Source organism: Alteromonas sp. ABH4_454, from assembly GCF_056311775.1.
Window position 1 is genome coordinate 2,248,814 of the sequence record NZ_CM149972.1, and the last position, 20,787, is coordinate 2,269,600.

The window sequence follows — 20,787 nt, forward strand, 5'->3', positions numbered from 1 at the left end:
TGGGAAGGGCTTTTCATTTGGCTTCTCGTCAAGAGGTTACGGATTGTCAGGCATCTTTCTTGATAAAAATGCTGCAGCCCGACTTTACGGTTATGGTATCGTGTTGCAAGCTAGCCCTTTCCAGATACAGAAAGAAAAGTGATATTTTTATATTATGCACTTTAACGCTTGCCATATTACTTTCTCAATCTGCTTCTGCGTTTGCAATGACAGTTATTGGTTCAAGTTTAGTAATAGGACTCCAACTATTTAAAGGTCAAAATCCTAGCCAGTCATTGTCGCGGTTCGTTATTTTTGTATTTATACTATCTTTTGCTTCAATTGTTCTTTATTTCTCTTACGAATATGCACTTAGTTTAATGGGAAGAGACCCTGGAATGACTAATAGAACAATTATATGGGAGTTATTATTGCCTTTCACTGAAGAGAAATCGTTCTTGGGTTATGGCTTTGGTGCATTTTGGGCAAGTTCTGAGGCGGTTGCATTTTCTGAAAGGTGGGGGTTTATAGGAAATGCACACAGTGGTTATTTTGAGGCTTTGTTAAATCTGGGCAAGACTGGACTGTACTTAAAATTTATTTTTCTTATTAACTTTACAGTTATATCAGTTTCGAATTATGTGAAAGGTGGTAAATTTGCTTTATTCACCTTGCCTGTTGTAATTATTCAGTCGATATCTAATTATGCGGGATTTGTGATTTTTAACCATAACAGTATGGATATGGTTATATTTTCCTTAGCTTATTTTATAGCAATAAATGAATATCATTATCTAAAAAGTGTTATTAAAAAATAACACTTTTAAAAAATAAATACTATCTCTTACTAACCATGTGTTATTTAAGTTGCCTAATTTTTCTCAAGGTATAGATCAACGGAACCTTGATGGCTTGAATAGCAGAAAGTTTAATTATTGTATTCATTAGTAAGTTTTTTACGTTTTTGTTCTCTATCAGTGAACGTTCTATAAACGTATTCGCATCTTCGATATTGTCGTTCATATATAGGCGAAGTGATGTTAGGAAACAAAAGTCGGATACCTTTCTACTCGGTTTTCTTAACAGCCCGGCTTGAATTCCATAAACGTCTAAAAGATCTTTTCCACATGCTTCTCTCATTTCATAGCACTGGACCGCAAATGCCATTAAAACCTTCTGTAAATAGAGCTTTTCATGGTTGGTCGCTATACCATCATTTTTGAACAAGCCTCTTTCGTACAAATTTTCTGGAATGACGAAAAATCTACCGGTTTTTATTAGTCGTAACCAGAGGTCTTTATCTTGAGCAAACTTGAAAAAGTGTCTGTATCCACCAACACTGCTATATGCTGATTTTCTATACATAACTTCACCATGCCCAATAGGAGTAGGTTTATAAGTTAAATCAGACTCTGGCACGTCTCCGGAAGTAAGCGCGAATAGCTTTCGCTTTCCTTCTCCCTTGTTGTCTATTTCGACATCTGTGTAATGGCATGAAACTAAGCTATAATCTTGGTGTTTATCTAAAAAATCCGATTGTGTACGAATCCTGTTAGGTAAAGATACGTCACCTGCACCATGAATAGCTATGTATTCTCCGCGTGCATTGTCGATAGCTCTTCTCATAGCTCCGACAAAACCTGTGTTATTCTGATGAATAATTGTTAGCTTTTCGCACTTTAATTTCTCTAGCTCTTCTCTAACTTTATTATCTGGGCTTCCATCATTTACTACAATGACTTCAAAATCACTAAAGTCTTGAGCTAACAAAGAACCAATTGATTCAGAAATCCGATCTGCTCTATTGTATTGTGCAACACATATTGAGACTTTTATTGAACTGCCCAAAACTATTTTCCTTTAGCAAAAAATTGTTATCACTATTCTGTTGTAGTTTATAACCAATTTCAAGCAGACAAGGTACTAACAGAAGTTAATAAGCATAAATCATTTTTGCGTGTAATATTTATGTTTTTATTGTGTGAAAATATTGGTTGTAGACAATAAATAGCATTAAATAGCACTGAATTGTGATACGGTTAACTGCTAGTTAGATAAATTATTTACGTTTAGATTATCATAGAAGTAATATATTTTTTACTCGTGTTGTATGCTTCATTAAGAGGGAAAAGCTTTGAACGATAAATTCATGGTATCGGTTATAATACCTGCTTATAACGCATCGGCTACAATTACTAGAGCTTTAGACTCAGTCAAGGCTCAAACTCTCCAACCTAGTGAAGTAATAATTGTTAATGATGGGTCTTCAGACAATACTTCTGCCGTTATACAAAACTATATAAAGTCTACTGCACTCAATATTATTTTAGTTGAGACTAAGAATGGAGGCCCCTCGAAAGCTAGAAATATTGCTATTGAAAGGGCCAAAGGTAATTGGCTGGCTTTTTTAGACGCTGACGATATTTGGAATAATAGTGACAAATTGTTACTTCAAAGCAGGTTGGTAGAGAAATATCCAGATACGGTTTTAGTCGATACATTTTCAGAAGTTTACTGGAACGACACCAAAACAAATATTAATGACACTGTAAAAAATGATAATGCGTTTGAGTTACTACTTACTAAGAACATAATCAATGCGACCTCTTCCGTTTTATCAAGTGCTGATTCAGTAAGGCTGGCAGGTGGGTTCAATACAGAAATAAAATTTGGTGAGGACAGGCTACTTTGGGCAAAGCTCGCTTTGCAAGGAAGATTTAGAACTGTCGAAATGTTATGCGTTTATAAAGAGAATCATGATGCTAACTTAACCTCTAATGGTATGACAAACCTAAAATATAGAAAGATGCTAGTTGAGGAGTTATTGAGCTTGAAAAACTTTTCTGAGAGAAAGGCGAAAGCTATTTGGCTCTTAAACTTCGAAGAATTTTTGAAGAAAGCCCTTAGAAATAGATGCTTCAACTTATACAACTCGATCGCATTGAGTGCTTTTAAAAAGTCGAGGGAAAGTTTTATCATGTCAAAGTATTTTTTATTTTGGATTCCCTCTTTAATCCTTTCTTTTTTTACTAGTAAATAGATATATGGTTACCGCTAATAATCGAATCATCCATTTGTTTTGGGTTTTCTTTGAGAAGTTCGGGCTTGTATTTCTTTCGATTTTTTCGTTTCTAATTTACGCAAAGTTTCTTTCACCTGAACAAATGGGAATCGGGATACTTTTGTTGGCTGCTGTAGAGTTCTTTGCAATGTTTGTAATATCCTTAGTAGACAACTCTATAATTAGACTAGATAAAATCACTACCCAGCAAGATGGTTGTATCTTCTGGGTACTTCTATTAGTTAGCCTTATTTTATCTTCTCTCACCTATTTAGGCTATTTACTTTACTTCAATGATAACCGTATTTTGTTAATAGGTTTCCTGGCAGTTTGCTCTTTACCGTTTCAAATTTCGGTTCGATTGCACATTGTTCATATGAGAATTAAAAGACAATTTAAAAAGCTTGCACAGCGTACGATTTTTGGAAAAGTACTCGGTATGCTGGCTGGAATTTATTTGGCAATCTATGGATACGGCGATTTCTCTATTGTCGTTCAAACATTAGTTATGGCAATAAGTTCCGCGTTCATGATTTTTGTTCTCGAACCAAGACGGTTACCTTTTAATTTTGATAGAAAGTTTATTTACGAACAATTGAGAGTAGGGGTACCTTCCTCTATCAAAGCAATAAATGTTACGTTATTTATGAAAGGTTTAGTCGTATTAATTGAGACAACATTAGGGACTGCTGCTGTTGGATTCTATAACTTCGCGTCTCGACTTGTCGAGCTGCCAAGGACAGCGCTGATGTCTGCTTTGATGGGATACGCCAACCCTGTTTTCTCAAAAAGAAAAAATGAAGGAAAGTCTATAAATACCCTATTCATAGACGCAACGCGCTTCAGCGCATTATTGATCATGCCCTTTTTTATTGGAATGAGTGTTATGGCAGAACCAATAATTGAGCTTCTATTTTCAAATAAGTGGGCTCCTTCTTCCTTGCTATTACAAGGCATAGCGGCTGTTACTTCTTTAAATCTGTTTTTTCTTTTTTTACCTAGCTCATTAGTGGCACTGGGGAAAACTAAGCTAGGCCTAAAAGGTCAGCTATTTTCTAGTGCTATAGGATTACTTTTTACTGCTTTAACCATTAATGAATATGGTTTAATTGCGATTATATTTGGCTTAATTGTGAGAACTCTTTCTAACAATATTGTCAACTTTTATGTTCTGAAGAAAATTTTGCATATAACTTTCTTTGAGTTTAGCAAATGTTTCATAGCTCCAGTAATCGGTGCAATCTCAATAGTCGTTTCAATAACGCTCTCTCGACTAACTTTAATTGTGAGCCCTCTCCTCTTACAAACTATAATTGAAGTCATTGTAGGCATTTTGGCCTACATACTCACCGTATTTGTTTTAAATAAAAAAGTTGTCAAGGAGTTTAAAACCTTCCTTAATTCATAGAATCAAAATAAATTTTGGAAATATGGCATTTTTTAATAGTCAATCTGGTATTTTGCCTATAACAAGGTCTCCGTTATTGTCAAATTTTGAAAAATTCAATACACGGTTATTGTAGGGAATGGATACCGATATAAAAGGTTCTGATAAAACGCTGTTTGTAATTTCTTCAAGCATCTGTTTTTCTTGGGGGGCGAGAAAGTCGGTTATGTTAGCATTGTAAATCGAGTCTTCTACAATCGTATTAAACATAAAGTTTTTTATATACATTGATTCTTTATATTTACCTGGGTCATTTATACTAAAACCCATGTTGTGCCAGTGTTTATCATGAATTAGAACATTGTTTTGAGCATGTACCCAGAAGCTTGAATCGCCTGCAAAACTTGCGTAGGCGATACCATTTGAGCCGGTAAATACAAAGTTATTAAAGATATTAACTATTCCCGCTGGCCTACTAAAAAGCCCGCCCAATTTGAAAGCAGCCCAAGATTTCTGGCGCTGATCACCCAGATTATGTATGTAGTTGTTAAAAATATAGCTTGGTCCTAGCATATTAGGAATAGCGCTTACACCACAATAGCCTTGTTCTATTTCGTTGTTATAAAATAGTACATTGCTTTGGCCACCATCTAACTCAATTATGTCATCATTCGAATACGCTAGATAATTATTATAAATCGCCGAATCTCTTATAAACCCACCCCACGATCTGCCATTCAGTCGACTTTCAATAACATCGTTGAACCTATGTTCATCCGTTCCATAAAAGCGATTGTTTCTAATAATATACTGGCCTTGCAGGCTTTCATCGTAATTGTTAGCTAATATGAGCATTGCCGCTGGACCTTTTGGGTGCCCATACCCCCAATGGTTTGCTTTTGGGGTTGGCGAATGGATTGTACATTCCTCTACAACAACAATCCCTGTTCTAACTAACGTCATACCGCCGTCATAGTTTATCGGTGTGTTTGAGCCGACTTCATAGGCAATACCGTTTCTATAGTAACTCTCTCCGCGACCCCACTGCGAAACGTTACACCCTTTAAACCATAAATGGCTAGCATCTCTGCTAAATATTCCATGTCGACGTCCCCCTTTAACAACAATATTTTCGAACATGATGTAACTATTACTTCCAATATTGATTGCATATTCATCGTTTTCATCTGCGATTATGGGCGTATTTTCATCACCAATAATTTTCGCCCAGCCCCCTTCTTTTCCTTGTATATTGAGCGAGGGAATATCTAGCGTTCCACCACTATAAATATCACTTAATTTGTAAACTAAATCTGGGTCTACCGGAGGGGTTTCTGCACGTGTAGTGAACTCAAAAGTGAAAATTTCTGAAGGCAACTCTAACGGTGTTACGGTAATTTCAACATTGTACTGTGTGTCAGAATCTAGGTGGACTAAACTTCCAGATAGCGCTTGCCTTACCGGTTCCCAATAAAGCTCTAGGCCTTCTTGCCACTGGCTTTCTCCAACTTTTTTGAAACGTACTTCAGTTGTGCTTTCTTCATGTTGGTCAAACAGTGTAATACTTGCTGAATGAATTAATGGGACGATTCTATGTGTTTCACCCGATGAAGTGGGTGGCGCTATGTCTGCGGGGGGGATGCCAGAGCGAATTGCTGCAAGCATTATAGCGTCTTCATCAATTGAGTGGTCGAGTTTTAAATTTTCTACGAGTAGCATTTTCTTTGAGGGGAATAGTCGAAGTGCTAATTCTATAAAGTCAGCTGCTTTCTCTGGTTGCTCCGCACACAAAGAAGATACAGCTTGGACAATAGTTGATTTTTTAGCCTTATTTAGAATGCGAGCTGCTTCAAAAGTATTCTCTTTGAACACTGGGGCTGTCAAAACGTTATTTTTTACCAATAAGTCAATTGAGCTAACAGTTTCATCTAAGCTGTTAGTGCTTTGCATTATTCTATTTACTTCTGGATTGCTACTGTAAGAGTTAGAAAGGCTTTTTGCTCCGTTTATAGAGCAAGCGGTCAAGGAAATTATTAAGAATAAAGTAACTGAAAGTATGTGAAAGCTTTTTGGGAATATAAGCATGAAAAAAACCTTTCTCCTTTGATGAGATAGTTCTTTAACACTAGCCCAAAAAAAAACAAATGCCTGCTTGGTTGTGTTTGGAAAAGTGGCACGTGCACTTAAGTTGTTGACCCGAATGGCTTTTAAAATTGTAAAAAATGACTCTAATGCAAAGCGTAATCACGTTCTTAATTAGAATTGACAATCGAAAGCTTTAATATCTGCGCTATCACCTTTTCGATACTGTTTATGAAACGATAAAACTTTTATATTTCCTCGCTGAAACTTGGGCAGTGAATCGCTTTACGCTCTCTATCAATTTAATATTATCTACTTCACTTTCGTTTTTAATTAATTCGTTTTTCATTGCGCTAGCAAGCATTGTGATATTCTCATACTCAACCAAAGGAGCAACCTGACCATCTTGCAATATTTCGCGCGCTCCGTGAGGGCAATCAAAAGCAACAACCTGTGTGCCTACAGACATCGCTTCTACAATCGCATTGGGGCTTCCTTCAAACCTAGAAGATAGTACATACAGGTCGGCAGCTTTCATCTCAGCAATTATATTGTCTGAATAGCCAGGCAAAGAGACGTTATCGTGCAAACCCAGTTCACTTATTTGTTGTTCTAATTCTTCGCGTAATTCACCTTCACCAAATATTATTAGTCGGCAAGGTATATTTTTTTGAACATCGGCAAACGCATCCAGTAGCATATCAAACCCTTTTTGATAGCTTAACCTTCCTACCGCGATAACCGTAGGCATGGCTTTATCAATTAACCAGGGGTGCTTTGGCGGTTGCTGTGCGGCCAATTCCGTTTCTTTCGTTAATACGGGGTTTGGAGCCGTTACAACGTCTTTTGCACGAACCACTGTAGTATCTATTAAATCTTGCGCCACACCTTTTGATACCGCAATTACTGGGTTAGGCAACAGGCGATAAATAAAGGGCGCAAGAAAGTAGGTAGCCTTCATCACCTTGTCAGAATTTACTTTCTTATCCAATGAAAAGGCATTTCTTTCGCTTACACTTAACTTTTTAAGCCAGCCTAATGAAGCGCACGTTATAGCGGTAATAACGTTGATATGAGTTAATGCCGCCAAAATACCATCTGGCTGGCAGCGCTTTAGCGCAGAACGAAGCGGACCAAATGCATTTAGCGTTCTTTCGCAACGCAACTCAATTAAGTTAACTTGATCACTCAGGTAGGGCTTGTTACTGCCACCTTGAGTGATCAGTATCATATCTACATGATCACCGTCTTCTATCATTTGGTTAGCTAATCTAACCATCATTTTTTCTGCACCACCGCCTCTAAGGTCATGAAGAACTATACATATTTTTGCCATGACTTATCCAAATTGTGCAATGTAAGCGTTTGCGACGTTTTTATATGAAAAGTGTTTTACTTTGTCGCTAATTGGTTTCGATTTAAGCGAATTATAATTGCATAGCGCGTTCGATAGAGCATCTGTGTCTAACGCTTTTACTAAAATCCCAGTTTCGTCAGGCGTAATGAGTTCGCTTGGGCCTGTGGGGCAGTCAAAAGCAATTACTGGGGTATTCAAAGACATTGCCTCAACTAACACTGTGGGCATGCCTTCATGCCTTGAAGATAAAATAAAGGCTTCTGCGCGCTTTATTATGCAATAAGGGTTGGTTGTGAAGCCTGTAAAGTGAACTAGGTCGTTAATACCTAAGCTAGCAGCTTGTTTTTTTAATGCCTCAAGGTCTTCACCTGCTCCTACTATTACCAGTTCCGGTAACGTGGCATCTTTCATGCGTGCTTTAGAATAGGCTTCTAAAAGAAGGTCAAAACCTTTTTGTTCCACCAGTCGCCCTACGCCACAAAAATACCGTTCGGGTAGGGGGCTTTGTGGGCTTTCACTGGATAACTTTTCGATGCTCGGTTGAAGTACAGCATTAGGAATAAAGCTCACTTTATTCTTACCAAAAATAACAGCGTCTTTAATTTGCTGTTTGAGACTTTCTGATACGGCGATGATTTTTCCATTGGATAGGCTGTATAAAGAGTACAGCGCTTTAATAGCCCATGGAGCTAGTTTTTGGTCGCTAACGTCAAACGCACAGTGCCTAGTATAGATAACCTTTAACTTTGGAAAACGTAATTTGCATAAGAAAGCTAAAATATTAGCCGTTTCTGTTGCTGCAATAATGACGTTAATTTCCTTTCGCTTTATTAAGCTGTATAGGTAGCTCAATTTTTGTCTAAAACCGTTATTGCTGTCTGCCGCGAATGCTGAAAAAGAATCTTGTAATTGACTAAAGCCTTCTTTGCTCTCGCCAGTTACATCGTGTACGTAAAAAACAGAGGTAACACCCTCATCACCTAACGCTTGAGATAAGTTTTTATGTACTCGCTCTACACCACCTCCAGTGGTAAAGAACTTATGAATAAACAGTACCTTGTATTTTTCCATGGCTACAGCTATGCCTGTGATTTCATTCTGTGCTTCCACGCACAATAAATAGAGTGGGGGTTGGTTGTAATATAGCGCCACAAAAACTTGCGAGGCTCGGTTACAGCACGATGTAACCACTCAAACCCTATTCGCTGCATAAACTCAGGGGCGCGTTTATAGTCGCCGGTAATATAGTTGTAGCAACCGCCACAAGTAATAATAACCGCTACGTTAAGTTTGTTCTTATTTCTAACCACAAACTCTTGTTCTTTGGGTTTGCCTAAACCAACCCACAGCACATCTACGTTTGCAGCATTAATTGCTGCAATAACTTCTGCTTCGTTGCTTTCATCGAAATAGCCATGGTGAGTGCCAGCAATGTGAAAGTTAGCATAACGCTGCTTTAGAATACCTGCGCACTTTTCAACAATGCTTTGCTGGCCACCTAAAAGGTAATGTCTTACATTTTCTGATGAGAGTTGAGGAATGTCGTGTATTGTGTCTGTCGTTGCTGTGCGTTCTGGAATTGGTTTGTCGGTAAACCACTTAGAGAAAGCTACAACACTTTGTCCATCGGCATGGATAATGTCTGCGCTTTCCAGTAAACGCATAAATTCAGGGTCGCTATTAGCAATTGAAATGCCTTGGCCATTTGAATCAAATATTGTTAACGGTGATGGCCCAGCGTTTGCAAGTGTATGACTTTTAATACGCTCTACGATTAAATCAACTAACTGTTTTCTGCTTAGGCATGCCGTTTTTAGTCCGCCCACATTCGTAAAAACAACTTCTTCCATTTTCATTGCTTTCGGCACCTGCTGTACTTATTTTCCGTTTTTTAGGATGTTATTCGCTAAGAATGACAATTTTGTGATTTTATCAGATTACTCTGGTTTTATACATTTATCGTGCCATGCAAAATACAAGCGCATTCACAAACACTGAATTGTAGGGGGAATGGATTTTATTATATTTTTGCCTACAACAATAAATGTATATGTCGAGTGATGCAATGATGTATCCTATGGAAAAGGCTGTTAAATTATATGTTGAGGAGTTTCCTGCTCTTACAGTGTGTTTTTATTTTATAATGGCTAGGCAAATTCATCTAATGGCTGGTAAGTGAATAAGTTTCGGCGAAATTTTAATGTTTGGGTACGGGTTATAGTTATCTCTGTGCTAGCCATAGTTTGCTCTAGAATTTTAGCAGACGGCGACCTTGTGTTTTCCGAATTGTTGTATCAGCGAATTGACGAGGTCTACGGTAGTAAAGCGAAAGAGCGCGTTGCAAGCTGGCAGAGGGTATTAAACAGTGCGAAACAGCTGGATGAAGATGAAAAGCTCTATGAAATAAATCGTTTTTTTAACGAACTCCCATTTGTTGACGATAGTCAGCATTGGAATAAATCTGATTACTGGGCAACACCGGTTGAATTCTTGGCTTCTAATGGTGGCGATTGTGAAGACTTCACTATTGCTAAATATTTTAGCTTAAGGGCACTAGGTGTTCCCGAGGAAAAAATGCGGTTTATGTATGTCAATGCGCTTAGGTTAAATCAAGCGCATATGGTTTTGGCTTACTTCCCTAAACCCAATGCTGTGCCCATTGTATTAGACAACATTAACCCACGCATATTACCGGCCTCCCAACGGCGTGATCTTGTACCCATTTACAGCTTCAACGGTGACGGTCTTTGGCTTGCTAAAGCTCAAGGGCGAGGAAAACAAATAAAAAATAGCCCAAACCATAGTTTATGGGAAGACCTTACTACTCGAATGGAAACGGGCTTTTAAAATTTAGGATTGAAAATGTCTTTAAGTCGACAATTTGGTTTAGGTTTTTTATCCGTACTTGTACTGGTCTTTTTAGGTACAGTCTGGATAAATGTTAATAGCACGCGCTCGTATATAAGCGATCAATTGTCTTCCCATGCTCAAGACACGGCAACATCTTTAGGTCTGTCTATCTCACCGTACGTTAGTATGGAGGGCGGACTACCGGTAATTGATACCATGGTTAATGCTATTTTCGACCGTGGCTATTATGAAAGTATCGAACTACAAGATTTAGATGGCAATACGTTGCTTAAAAAGGTTAACCCTCCGAGGCCCGAATTGGTTCCTGAATGGTTCATGCAACTATTTCCTATTACTCCACCAATCACCAAAACAGAGATTAACTCAGGCTGGGTAATGGCTGGCGAATTAACAGTTAAGAGTCACCCCGGACTTGGTTATGCACAGTTATGGAGCAATGCAAAGCGCACTTTTGTACTAACACTGGTGCTTTTCGTAGTAGGAACCCTATTGCTCGCTATTTTACTCAAACTTATCACTAACCCGTTGAAGGTGGTTATACGAGCTGCCGAACGTATAGCTAATCGCGACTTTAACCCTATTGAGTATGAACCTAAAACGAAAGAACTTGGCCTACTGGTTAAGGCGTTTAATAAAATGGCGGGTATTCTTTCGAAACAATACAGTGAGTTAACGGCCCAAGCGCAAGCCTATTATAAAAAGGCTTATCTTGACCCACTAACGCAATTAGGAAATAAACAAGCCCTAGATAATAAGTTAGCGCGTATATTCACTAAAACAGAAGAAGAGCCAGTAGCGGGCTTTTTGGTTCTTGTCAGGCTTTCAAGCCTAGCGCACGTTAACGAGTTAGAAGGTGCGGCTATTGCTGACGAATATATTAAAAATGTGAGTAAAATTTTACTTACCGCTACGCAGCAGAAGGGGGAGTTGTTTAGATCTCGCGGTGCCGATTTTGCAATTTTATTGGAGGATATGAGTGATGAAGATTGTCTGAGTGTGCTTGAAAACTTATCGGAGCAATTTAAGGCAAATAACTCTGACATGTTTAAAAATGGGTATGCCCACATAGGCGTAGCACATTTTGGCGCTGATACTCAAAAGGCCCTGTTGCTGGAGCAAGCTGATTCTGCGTTGACTTCTGCTTCTACTATTCCCAACGGTTGGCAATTAGCCAGCAACATTACAGTTCAACAAAGTCATCAAAGCTGGCGCGAGCAACTTAAACGTATTATTAATGAACAAGCTATTGATATTCTTCTACAACCTGTAAAGAATTTTGACAATGATGTTCTTGTGTCTGAGTGCCTTGCTCGCTTTATAGATAGTACTGGAACGAATTACTTGCCGATGGCTCAGTTAATACCAGAATCCGAAAAGCTATTAGTATCTGGAGAGCTTGATAAAGCAATACTTAGAAAAATTGATTCTCTGTTAAGTAAATCACCAAAGAGTAAAGAGCATAAGAGTATTTCTATAAATATATCAACAGCTTCGCTTAGTAGTATGGATAATGTGGGTGAACTTATTGATATCCTGAAACGGGTACGAGAGAAATCTAAAAATGTGATAGTAGAGATTCATGAGCACTCACTTCACCGATGCTTTAAAAATTGTGTATTTTTTGCAAATAAGCTGCGAGAGATAGACTGTAAGATAACGATAGAGCGCTTTGGTAGTTCAATATCAGCTTTTGCGCACATAAGGCAGATTCGACCGGACTATATAAAATTAGATGGAAGTTTCACTCGTCATATCAATTCATCGGAAGAAAACCAGTTCTTTGTCAGTAGCTTAGTGAGTATTGCTCACGGCCTTAATATTGAAGTAATAGCTGAGTTAGTGGAAGATGAAGATGAGGCTCGATGCTTGCATGGTTTATTCGTAGATTATGTTCAAGGTTACTATTTCGGAAAGCCAGAAGTGTGGTCTTGAAACGAAAGTTTTAGAAACAGTTAGCCTTTAAGATACTATATTTTAACCTGCTAACAACGTAAACTAATTGCATTAGGTTTAATGTCATAAATTTTGGAGTTACCATGCGCAGATTTATTTGGGTTTGTTCTCTTGTTTGTTCATCATTGATGTTCGCAAGCATGGCTCAATCGCAGGAAACCGGTCAGCAAGATTTGAAAGCATCGGCAATATTAATTGATGCTGCGAACGCACCCGGATACAAAGTTATCCAGGAAATAGAAAAAGCAATTGATGGCGGCGTCGAGGGAAATGAAGCCACAAAGGCGACTTTAGCCACACTGTCTGCAAGTGAAAATGAAACGCTAACCACCTCGCAAAAGGACATGCTTTCGACTTACACGCAAGCCAGTTATGCGTTTTTTAATGCTTTGATTGGCGGTTCTGAAATATTCGAAGCTACATTTGCTTCAATTGAAGAACTACCCGCGAACGCTGGTGATGTTGTTACTGTTGCAGTTACCTTCTTTCCAGAGCAAGCCAATGAAATTCTAGCTGCGGCGGTATTAACAGGTGAAATTACGCAGGAAGACGCGATTGCATTAGCTTTGCTTGCCGGCGCTAACCCTGAGGACGTAAGTACTGAAACTGCGGCAGGCGGAGACATTACAGCCGTTCCTGCTCCACTTGGCGCTGGCGTTGGTGCTGGTGGCGCGGGTGGTGGCGATACTACCGCCTCTACTAACTAATACTAAAACACCCCGCGTATGCGGGGTTTGTTTTTTAGCGAACTCATCTGGCATTATTCTTCAATTTTATTAGTATCTCTCTTCAATACCTGCACTATTGGAACTTAACTTGAGTACACATCATCACTTCGTCGCAGCGGAGCGAATAATCTTCTATAGTTTCTTAGTTTTCCTATTTTGGCTTCCATTGCCACTTGGATCGAATCGCCCTTGGGCGTGGTCTTTAATGGAAATTTATAGTTTCTTTATGCTTATTAGTTTGATTTGGATACATAGAGAATCCGCTATAGAACGCCTAAAGCCTTATAAAATACCAATACTGTTATTTAGTATTTTCGTAGTATGGGTTTGGGTACAGCAACTAACACTTCCCGTATCTGTAATAGATTTAGTGTCACCCAATAGTTATGCACTATTTAAGTCTGCAGGTGTTGGCGATGGCACGACCATATCAGTAGACCCAACGCAAACTAAAATCAGTTTACTAAAATCTATCAGTTACCTATGCGTTTTTATTAGCTGCTTGTTACTAATAACAACACCCAGTAGAGCGAAACAAGTCATGCTTTGTTTTTTACTGGCTGGCGTTTGGCAGGCCACCTATGGCAGTTTTGAAGCATTGTCAGGTTTATCAAGAAGCTTAGTATTCGATTTGCCAGTTAAAAACATCGCCACAGGCACATTTGTTTATCGAAACCATTACGCCAATTTCTTGGTGCTTTGCTTGGCCATGAGTGTGGGTTATCTAGTTAGTACATTGGAAACGAGAAGCCTGCCAACCAGTAGAGCAAAACTGCGCAGTATTTTAACTACACTTTTGAACGGTAAGGCACTGGTGAGGATATGTCTCGCTATTATGGTTATAGCTTTAGTTATGTCTCGTTCTCGTATGGGAAATACTTCTTTTTTCATTGCTATGACTATCACTGGTTTGCTTGGACTGTATTTAATTAAGAACAAGACCAGAGGCTTAACGTTTTTGATTATTAGTATGTTTATTATCGATATTTTTATATTAAGCGCCTGGTTTGGTCTGGATAAAGTTCAAGAAAGGTTAGTGGCTACCAGTTTGGAGCAGGAGAGCCGTGATGAAGTAGTAAGAGATGCATTGCCGTTACTCGGTGACTTTGCTGTAACGGGGTCAGGCATGGGAAGTTTCTACGGTATATTTCCTAGCTATCAAAGTGAAAATATACGGCTTTTTTACGACCATGCTCATAACGACTATTTGCAATTTGCGATTGAAGCAGGGATACCTGCTACAGCACTGTTGCTTACCCTTGTGATTATGTGCCTATATTTTGCAATTCGAGCTATGCGAGAGCGTGCAGATTCAATAATGAGAGGCGTGGCTTTTGGGTGCACTATGGCTATTTTGAGCGTTGCCATTCATATGACAGTGGATTTTCCACTTCAGGCACCAGCAAATGCAACCTACTTTACTACGATATTAGCATTGTCATTGCTTTGCACTAAGGTAAAAAGAGAGAGTCGAAAACGAAGGTCGAAACGCCATGCTGCCGGGGGAAATCTATGACTTTAAAATTCAAAGGGCGAATAGAGGACGACCCAGTAATAAGAAACTTGCTAAATGCTATGCCAGATGACGTAAAAAAATCTTTTACAGAAAAGCAGTCTACCTATTTAAAAACTGCAGTGGCTTCACGGCAATGGGGAAGTCACCCAATAGATTTACGAGGAACGGTTAAGGGCTTTAAGCACCGTTACTATTATGTATTCTTAGCAGGAAAGAACAAGCGAGAGCTAAGTAGAAGAGAAGAAAGAATGTCACAGTTGGTACAGGCAGGAATTCTATCGCTATTTTTAACGCTCTGTGTGCTTATAGGACTTGTTGTTTTATATATACTTAAATCGGCGCTAGGCATTAACTTATTTGAAGGTTTCTCTTTGGGGTTGTGGGATTGGATCAACACTTAGCTAGTCGAAGCACATAACCGTTGTTTTCGCTAGCAAGCCATCTACAGGTTATGCGTCTTTGTTCGTATTTCTCAACAAGAGCTAGTGCTTTATCTCGTGATTGAGGCGAAAGTATTGCGTTGTAAATTCGATGTTTTATTATTTGCTTGTATTGAGAGTATAAAGGGTGCCGTGCTTGATACGCAGCAAGCCCCAATTCTGTAAACAATAAATGTACTTCTGGCTGGCTCTTTCCGAACTTATCAGCTTGTGACAAATAAAACTTAAAGTCTTCGTCGAATTCTCCATTTCTCCATTTTAAAACAGCCATATTGGCCCAGGTAACTGGCCAACCTGGGCGATTTTGTATAGATAGCTGGTAAAGCTGCATGGCCTCATTGGTAACGTTAACAGTGTCTGTTTCTAACTTTTGATACAATCCCCACTGGTAAATATCGGCTAACACGTCTAAGTACAGCGGGTTGTTTTTAGAAAGCTCAACTGCTTTTTCTGCAGTTTCTTTTGCAAGAACATAGTCGCTTTGACTATTTATCTTCTCACTCTCTTTCCACTGCATTAACAGGTTGTTTGCCTTGTAGTAGTGCAAAGCTGCACGCAATTGGTCGAATGATGCGCTAATAAATGAAAGTAAGATAAGAGTTACCACACCAATAACCAAGTATTTAGTTATCTTAGCCTTTTGGTTCATTGAAACCATTTGCTAGCTATTCTCCAAGGTGTAGTGACAAATAAAGTTTCAGATACCTCTTTGCCAAAGTTTTGCGATACTAGGTTATAAGCGGCATCCATTTCTACTGGGCGGCGTTTTAAGCTGTGAGCGTCAGATGCAATGATATCTACCAAATTGTCTTCAAGCATTTTGAATCCTGTCTGCATTGCTGCATTAGAAAAGGTTCCTGTTAAAACACCTGCAGTTAATTGGAAAAGAACACCTTTACCTTTTAGCCATAATGCTTTGTTGTAGTCTGCAATTATGTCTCTGTTACGCTCAGGGTGAGCAATCATAGGCTGAACGTTGTTGCGTAGAAACCAACCGATGAGGCGATCAGTACCGGCTGGAATATGACTATGAGGAAGTTCTAGAAGAACAACGTCTTTGCCATCCCATTCGCCAATATAAGGGAGGGCTTTATTTGCAAACATTTGAAGAAGATCTGGTGAGATACGACATTCCGCTGCATAGTGAGATTTAAGCGGAATGTTATTCTCAATAAGTGCAGCGGAAAAATCTGCGTGCACCTTTGCGATGGTATTCAAGTCGTTATCGAAATAACCACTATGTATATGCGGTGTACAAACAATATGGGTTACACCTTTATCTACAGCATCTTCAGCTAAAGCGAGTGAAGCCGCCATATCGGCGGCTCCATCATCAATACCCGGAAGTAAATGACAGTGTAAATCGATCAAGTTTTTGATTGCTCCTCAGCGGTATCGGATTGATAACCGTAACGGTCGTAAAATCCTACGTAATCGTAAGATTTAGACGCTTTTTTCATATCGACTTGATTTAACACTACACCATCCACTCTTTTTCCAGCTTGCATGAAACGCGTTAAACCGCTGTTGATAAGTTTATCACTTGTGCTATCTGCTTTCACAACATAAAGCAGTGTATCACAACAGTTAGAGACCACCATGGCATCACTTACAGCCTGCGTTGGCGCGGTATCAATAATTATATGATCGTAGGTTGCCCTAAATTCAGATATAAGATCCCTGAAGCGATGAGAAGCAAGCAGTCTCTTGTGGGGTAGGGGGGATGGTTCCAGAACAAATAATATCTATTCCAGAGTTGACGTCATTAACCAAGCATTCGTCAAGCGTATGTGTACCCGAAATGAGGTTTGCTAAACCTGGTTGAAAACCAGGGAAACCAAATTGCTTCGCAATTGTAGGGCGGCGAAGGTCGGCCTCGATCAAAAGAACTTTTCCTAACTGCCCCATAGCAAAAGCAAGATTTATAGAAACGGTAGTTTTACCTTCTTTTGGCTCACTAGACGTAACCATAAATACTTTTTGAGAACTATCTAAATGAAGCAGTTGTAAACTTGTTCTAAGAGTTCTTATTGCCTCACTAAACGAGTGATGCTTGTTGTCGAAAAACTGTCGAAGAGGAAGGTCTTCTTTACGCTTGTGCTTTTGCCACGGGATTAAGCCTAGCATGCGTTGACCAAGCTTCTTCTCTACATCTTCTACAGAGCGAATACCGCGGTTTAGTGCTTCTAGCGCTAGTGCAAGGAAAATGCCCATACCAAGGCTAACTACAAACGCTGCAGCAATGATTAGGCCTTTTTTCGGCTTTGCTGGGATCGTAGGTGCAAGTGCTTCATCCAATATTCTCGCATTCGCAGTTTCAAAGCCGCCTACTTCGCTAGTTTCCTTTAAACGAGTGAAGAACGAATTGTATAGTTGCTGATTGATATCAACTTCACGTTGCAGTTTTCGACGCTGTGATTCAAGCGTTGTTAATCTTCTATAATCTTGTTTCGATGAATTTACCGTTTGGCGTAGGCCTTCAACTCGTGATTGTAACTGTTGGTATTCGCTGGTTATTCCCGAAATCAGAGCTTGTATTTGTTTATTTAAGCTCTTTTGAACAGAGTTTAGTTCTGCTGTAGCAGAAATCATACGCTGGTGTTTTGGGCCGTAGACTTTGCTTAATTCAGATACCTTACTTTCAGCTTCAAGCTCAGCGCGTTTAACTGACTGGATAGAAGGGTGGTTCAATACTTCAGGTAGTTTTGCAAGCTCTTCTACATCGCCTTGGTAACGTCTTACTTGTTCGTAGATAATAGCACTTTGCTTTAGTCTGCTTTCTGCTGCTACGAGTTCGCTATTAAGGTCTTGAAGCTCTTCACTGGCTAAACCTACCACGCCATCTAGATCTACAACTTGGTTTTCTTCGTAAAAATTAGTAAGAGCACTTTCTGAAGCAACAAGCTTTTCACGCAGCCCCAGTAAGCTATCGTTTAGCCACGTCGTAGCTTTTGATGTCATCGCAAACTTAGATTCAAGATAATTTTCTATATAAGTTTCTGCAAAAGCGTTTGCTATCGTTGCTGCCAATTTGGGAGATTCACTTTCAAAAGTAATTTTCACTACTTGAGTGTTTTTCACGGGCGAAATAGTTAAAGCCATAACGACTTTGTCGGTGACCGCTTTGCGTTTTGCAAATAAAAGTTCTTCTTCTGTGCGATCAACTTTAGGGGTTTGAGGTAAAAAAGGTAGCCCCTCTTTGATAGTAGACTTTAAATCTTTGATAAAAGATGAGATGCCGTTTGACTCTTCTTTGTTATAAAGAGGATGTTCCACAAGGTTTAACTTGTCGACGACCTTCTCAGCTATTTGTCGTGACTTGAGTATTTCGTACTGTGTTTCAAAATACTCTTTGCGGTTCGAGTTCAAGCCATAGATTTCTTCTATCGATACGACTTTTGCTTCCTCTGCTTCTATTAGTAAAGAAGACGATGCACGGTAAACTGGGGTCATGGACATAACGACCATAGCTACCAGAATAGTGACGATAAAAGCTAAGCTGATAATTCGCCATTGATAACGTCTAATAGTCTGCCAGTATTGGCCAAAATCAATAGTATCTTCCCCAAATAGAGAAGCTTCTAGTTGTTCAGTTCCTTTGGGTGCCATGGGTACTTCCGAAGTGGTAAATTAAAAGAAGCTTTGTTCAATAGTTACAATGTCGCCTGGTAATACGATACCAGACCGGTCTACTGAAATTGTGGTTGAGGAGCCGTCTGTATCTCGAACAATAAATATTTTAGTTTTTGACGCGCGTTCAGTGTAACCGCCAGCAAGTGCGGTTGCCTTATCTATAGTCAAGCCAGGCTGGTAAGGGTAACCGCCAGGTTTTTTGACTTCGCCATTAATGAAAAAAGGGCGATAGTCCGTAATTGAAACCGAAACAGAGGGTTCTACTAAGTAATCGCCTTTGAGGCCTTCATATATGTAGGACTCTAATTCAGGCAGGGTTTGGCCAATTAGCTTTATTTCACCAAGATATGGGTAATTGATGATTCCCACATCCGATAAACGAGTTTCTAACGAAAGGTCTTCTTGACCGTAAACGGTAATTTTTACTACATCACCTGAACCAAGTCGATATTGATCTAAACTGTTTGATTGCGCTAGTACAGAGGGCGCAAAAAAGCTTATAAACAGAACGCACAATACTACTAATCGTTGCATTTTTTTGTGTCCGAATTAAAGAGTTACTTTTACGGTAAAGCTTACTAAGTCTCTATCGTAGTCAATGATATCACGGTTACTGCTACGCGTGTCTTTCACGTAATCAAGATTAAATTGCATCCAACGACGAAATTGATAGGTAAGGCCTGCGCCTACTCTAATTGTATCGTCGCTTCTTGTAGTTACGCCTTCTTCACCTTCATAGCGGTCTTGATCGAATGAGGTTGTTAAGCGGGTGGTAAGCCTTTCTAACCAATCATGAGACCAAGTAGCACGATAGGTTCTACTTTTAATGAAGTTGCCTTCACCGTTAGTTTCATTAGTATTGCTGAACGTTGTTAGGTCAAGTTTAGTATACGAAACCGGTTGCCATACAACACCAATTTGCCAATCGACACCGTTAAAAGTATCTCTACCGGGAGCTTCAAAGTCTTTAGCACGGTAACCTAATTTAGCGTAACCTGAAGTTTGCGCAGTAGACTCCCAATTGACACCCAGTAATAATAAATCTTCAGTACTATCTAACGGGTTTTCTGGATTTAGCGCAAAATCATAATCCACATTTTTGTGCGTATAATCTAAGGTTATTTCCGTTAATGGGGCAACTTCGTACCTAAGGGTACCTCCAAATGTGGTCGTATCTCTATCTCTAGCTCGATATACATCGCTTTCGATATCATAATCTAGTGTTTGATAATCAAATATAAAGTCTAGGCCGAATTGAGAAGTTAGCGCCCCATACGAGTATATTGCCTCAAGTCCGGAACTTTTGTATTGGTCAGGCTCGTTAAGTGTGCTCCCGTTACCGATGGAAAATCGTGTTCCTCGGTCGTCGTGACCATCTTCCCAATTGGCTTCGGCTTTTAAACGATTTCTAGAATTGAACTCATGGTCAACTCTGGCATTTAAGAAATGGTCGGTGTAGTTGTCTATCTGACTGGAAAAATAGTCCTTCCTTTCTAATCTGTACCCAACCTGTACCTGATTTGCACCATAATTGTTCAGTAAAATAGCTTCTGGTGAAATTGTGTGGAACCAACTGTTAATCTCACTTGAGCTAGAACGTGTTACGTTATCATCATGCCCAAATCTATAATCAAGAGAGGGAACTAAATCAAAAGACCCCAATTCGATACTTGCGGCTTCTTGAGCTACAGTGTTGGTTGCTGCCAACATTGTAGGCAGCATAAGAGCTAGATACGTTTTACGCATTCAGTTTTCCTTACTGAGTTAATATTGCTGTAGT

At 39.3% G+C, this 20,787-nt stretch carries 17 protein-coding genes and 1 pseudogene; 8 read left to right on the forward strand and 10 right to left on the reverse strand.

The annotated features are described in order from the left end of the window. Positions 1-17: 17 nt before the first annotated feature. Positions 18-797, forward strand: coding sequence for an O-antigen ligase family protein (locus tag ACYX4W_RS09790; RefSeq protein ID WP_476075401.1), 780 nt, complete (start codon positions 18-20; stop codon positions 795-797). Between the two features lie 40 nt (positions 798-837). Here ACYX4W_RS09790 and ACYX4W_RS09795 read toward each other — a convergent pair whose 3' ends face one another. Then, a complete protein-coding gene (locus ACYX4W_RS09795) occupies positions 838-1,827 on the reverse strand; it encodes a glycosyltransferase family 2 protein (protein ID WP_476075402.1) in 990 nt (329 codons plus the stop codon). 286 nt (positions 1,828-2,113) lie between these two features. Between ACYX4W_RS09795 and ACYX4W_RS09800 the strand changes: the two genes are divergently transcribed. Both ACYX4W_RS09800 and ACYX4W_RS09805 read left to right on the forward strand, forming a co-directional pair. Next, entirely contained in the window at positions 2,114-3,019 is a 906-nt protein-coding gene (locus ACYX4W_RS09800) for a glycosyltransferase family 2 protein (protein ID WP_476075403.1), read from the forward strand. Positions 3,020-3,023: 4 nt separating this feature from the next. Next, positions 3,024-4,448: an oligosaccharide flippase family protein gene (locus ACYX4W_RS09805; RefSeq protein ID WP_476075404.1), complete on the forward strand. Its 1,425-nt coding sequence runs from the start codon at positions 3,024-3,026 to the stop codon at positions 4,446-4,448. 39 nt (positions 4,449-4,487) lie between these two features. On the opposite strand, the gene ACYX4W_RS09810 is transcribed toward ACYX4W_RS09805, so the two are convergent. The 4 genes from ACYX4W_RS09810 to ACYX4W_RS09825 form a co-directional block, all read right to left on the reverse strand. Further along, the gene (locus tag ACYX4W_RS09810; RefSeq protein ID WP_476075405.1) at positions 4,488-6,377 is read right to left on the reverse strand and encodes a right-handed parallel beta-helix repeat-containing protein; all 1,890 of its coding nucleotides are present in this window, start codon (positions 6,375-6,377) and stop codon (positions 4,488-4,490) included. A 361-nt stretch (positions 6,378-6,738) separates the two neighbouring features. After that, on the reverse strand, positions 6,739-7,845 hold the full coding sequence (locus ACYX4W_RS09815) for a glycosyltransferase (protein WP_476075406.1): 1,107 nt from the start codon (positions 7,843-7,845) through the stop codon (positions 6,739-6,741). 3 nt (positions 7,846-7,848) lie between these two features. Next, positions 7,849-8,937 (reverse strand): glycosyltransferase, encoded by a 1,089-nt coding sequence (locus ACYX4W_RS09820; RefSeq protein ID WP_476075407.1) that lies wholly within the window; start codon positions 8,935-8,937, stop codon positions 7,849-7,851. Between the two features lie 8 nt (positions 8,938-8,945). Beyond that, entirely contained in the window at positions 8,946-9,722 is a 777-nt protein-coding gene (locus ACYX4W_RS09825; protein WP_476075408.1) for a WecB/TagA/CpsF family glycosyltransferase, read from the reverse strand. Between the two features lie 418 nt (positions 9,723-10,140). On the opposite strand from ACYX4W_RS09825, the gene ACYX4W_RS09830 reads away from it, so the two are divergent. The 5 genes from ACYX4W_RS09830 to ACYX4W_RS09850 all read left to right on the forward strand — a co-directional run bounded on the left by ACYX4W_RS09830 (position 10,141) and on the right by ACYX4W_RS09850 (position 15,335). Beyond that, entirely contained in the window at positions 10,141-10,713 is a 573-nt protein-coding gene (locus tag ACYX4W_RS09830) for a transglutaminase-like cysteine peptidase (protein WP_240692150.1), read from the forward strand. 15 nt (positions 10,714-10,728) lie between these two features. Then, positions 10,729-12,669: a bifunctional diguanylate cyclase/phosphodiesterase gene (locus ACYX4W_RS09835; RefSeq protein ID WP_476075409.1), complete on the forward strand. Its 1,941-nt coding sequence runs from the start codon at positions 10,729-10,731 to the stop codon at positions 12,667-12,669. Between the two features lie 104 nt (positions 12,670-12,773). Continuing rightward, positions 12,774-13,397 carry a hypothetical protein gene (locus ACYX4W_RS09840; RefSeq protein ID WP_476075410.1) on the forward strand — a complete coding sequence of 208 codons (624 nt, stop codon included), beginning with the start codon at positions 12,774-12,776 and terminating at the stop codon, positions 13,395-13,397. Between the two features lie 226 nt (positions 13,398-13,623). Further along, the gene (locus ACYX4W_RS09845) at positions 13,624-14,934 is read left to right on the forward strand and encodes an O-antigen ligase family protein (protein ID WP_476075411.1); all 1,311 of its coding nucleotides are present in this window, start codon (positions 13,624-13,626) and stop codon (positions 14,932-14,934) included. Then, positions 14,931-15,335: a 3-phosphoshikimate 1-carboxyvinyltransferase gene (locus ACYX4W_RS09850; RefSeq protein ID WP_476075412.1), complete on the forward strand. Its 405-nt coding sequence runs from the start codon at positions 14,931-14,933 to the stop codon at positions 15,333-15,335. The genes ACYX4W_RS09845 and ACYX4W_RS09850 overlap by 4 nt, the downstream gene beginning before the upstream one ends. Here ACYX4W_RS09850 and ACYX4W_RS09855 read toward each other — a convergent pair. The 5 genes and pseudogenes from ACYX4W_RS09855 to ACYX4W_RS09875 all read right to left on the reverse strand — a co-directional run bounded on the left by ACYX4W_RS09855 (position 15,325) and on the right by ACYX4W_RS09875 (position 20,753). After that, positions 15,325-16,032: a VpsP family polysaccharide biosynthesis protein gene (locus ACYX4W_RS09855; protein WP_476075413.1), complete on the reverse strand. Its 708-nt coding sequence runs from the start codon at positions 16,030-16,032 to the stop codon at positions 15,325-15,327. The two genes, ACYX4W_RS09850 and ACYX4W_RS09855, sit on opposite strands and share 11 nt — an antisense overlap. Then, positions 16,020-16,745, reverse strand: a complete 726-nt coding sequence (locus ACYX4W_RS09860; RefSeq protein WP_476075414.1) for a tyrosine-protein phosphatase — start codon at positions 16,743-16,745, stop codon at positions 16,020-16,022. Before ACYX4W_RS09860 ends, ACYX4W_RS09855 begins: the two co-directional genes overlap by 13 nt. Further along, positions 16,742-18,983, reverse strand: a pseudogene (locus ACYX4W_RS09865) (GumC family protein). Before ACYX4W_RS09865 ends, ACYX4W_RS09860 begins: the two are co-directional and overlap by 4 nt. Positions 18,984-19,004: 21 nt before the next feature. Next, complete coding sequence (locus ACYX4W_RS09870) at positions 19,005-19,541, reverse strand: polysaccharide biosynthesis/export family protein (protein WP_476075415.1); 537 nt, start codon at positions 19,539-19,541, stop codon at positions 19,005-19,007. 15 nt (positions 19,542-19,556) lie between these two features. Then, the gene (locus ACYX4W_RS09875; RefSeq protein ID WP_476075416.1) at positions 19,557-20,753 is read right to left on the reverse strand and encodes an outer membrane beta-barrel protein; all 1,197 of its coding nucleotides are present in this window, start codon (positions 20,751-20,753) and stop codon (positions 19,557-19,559) included. Positions 20,754-20,787 lie beyond the last annotated feature (34 nt).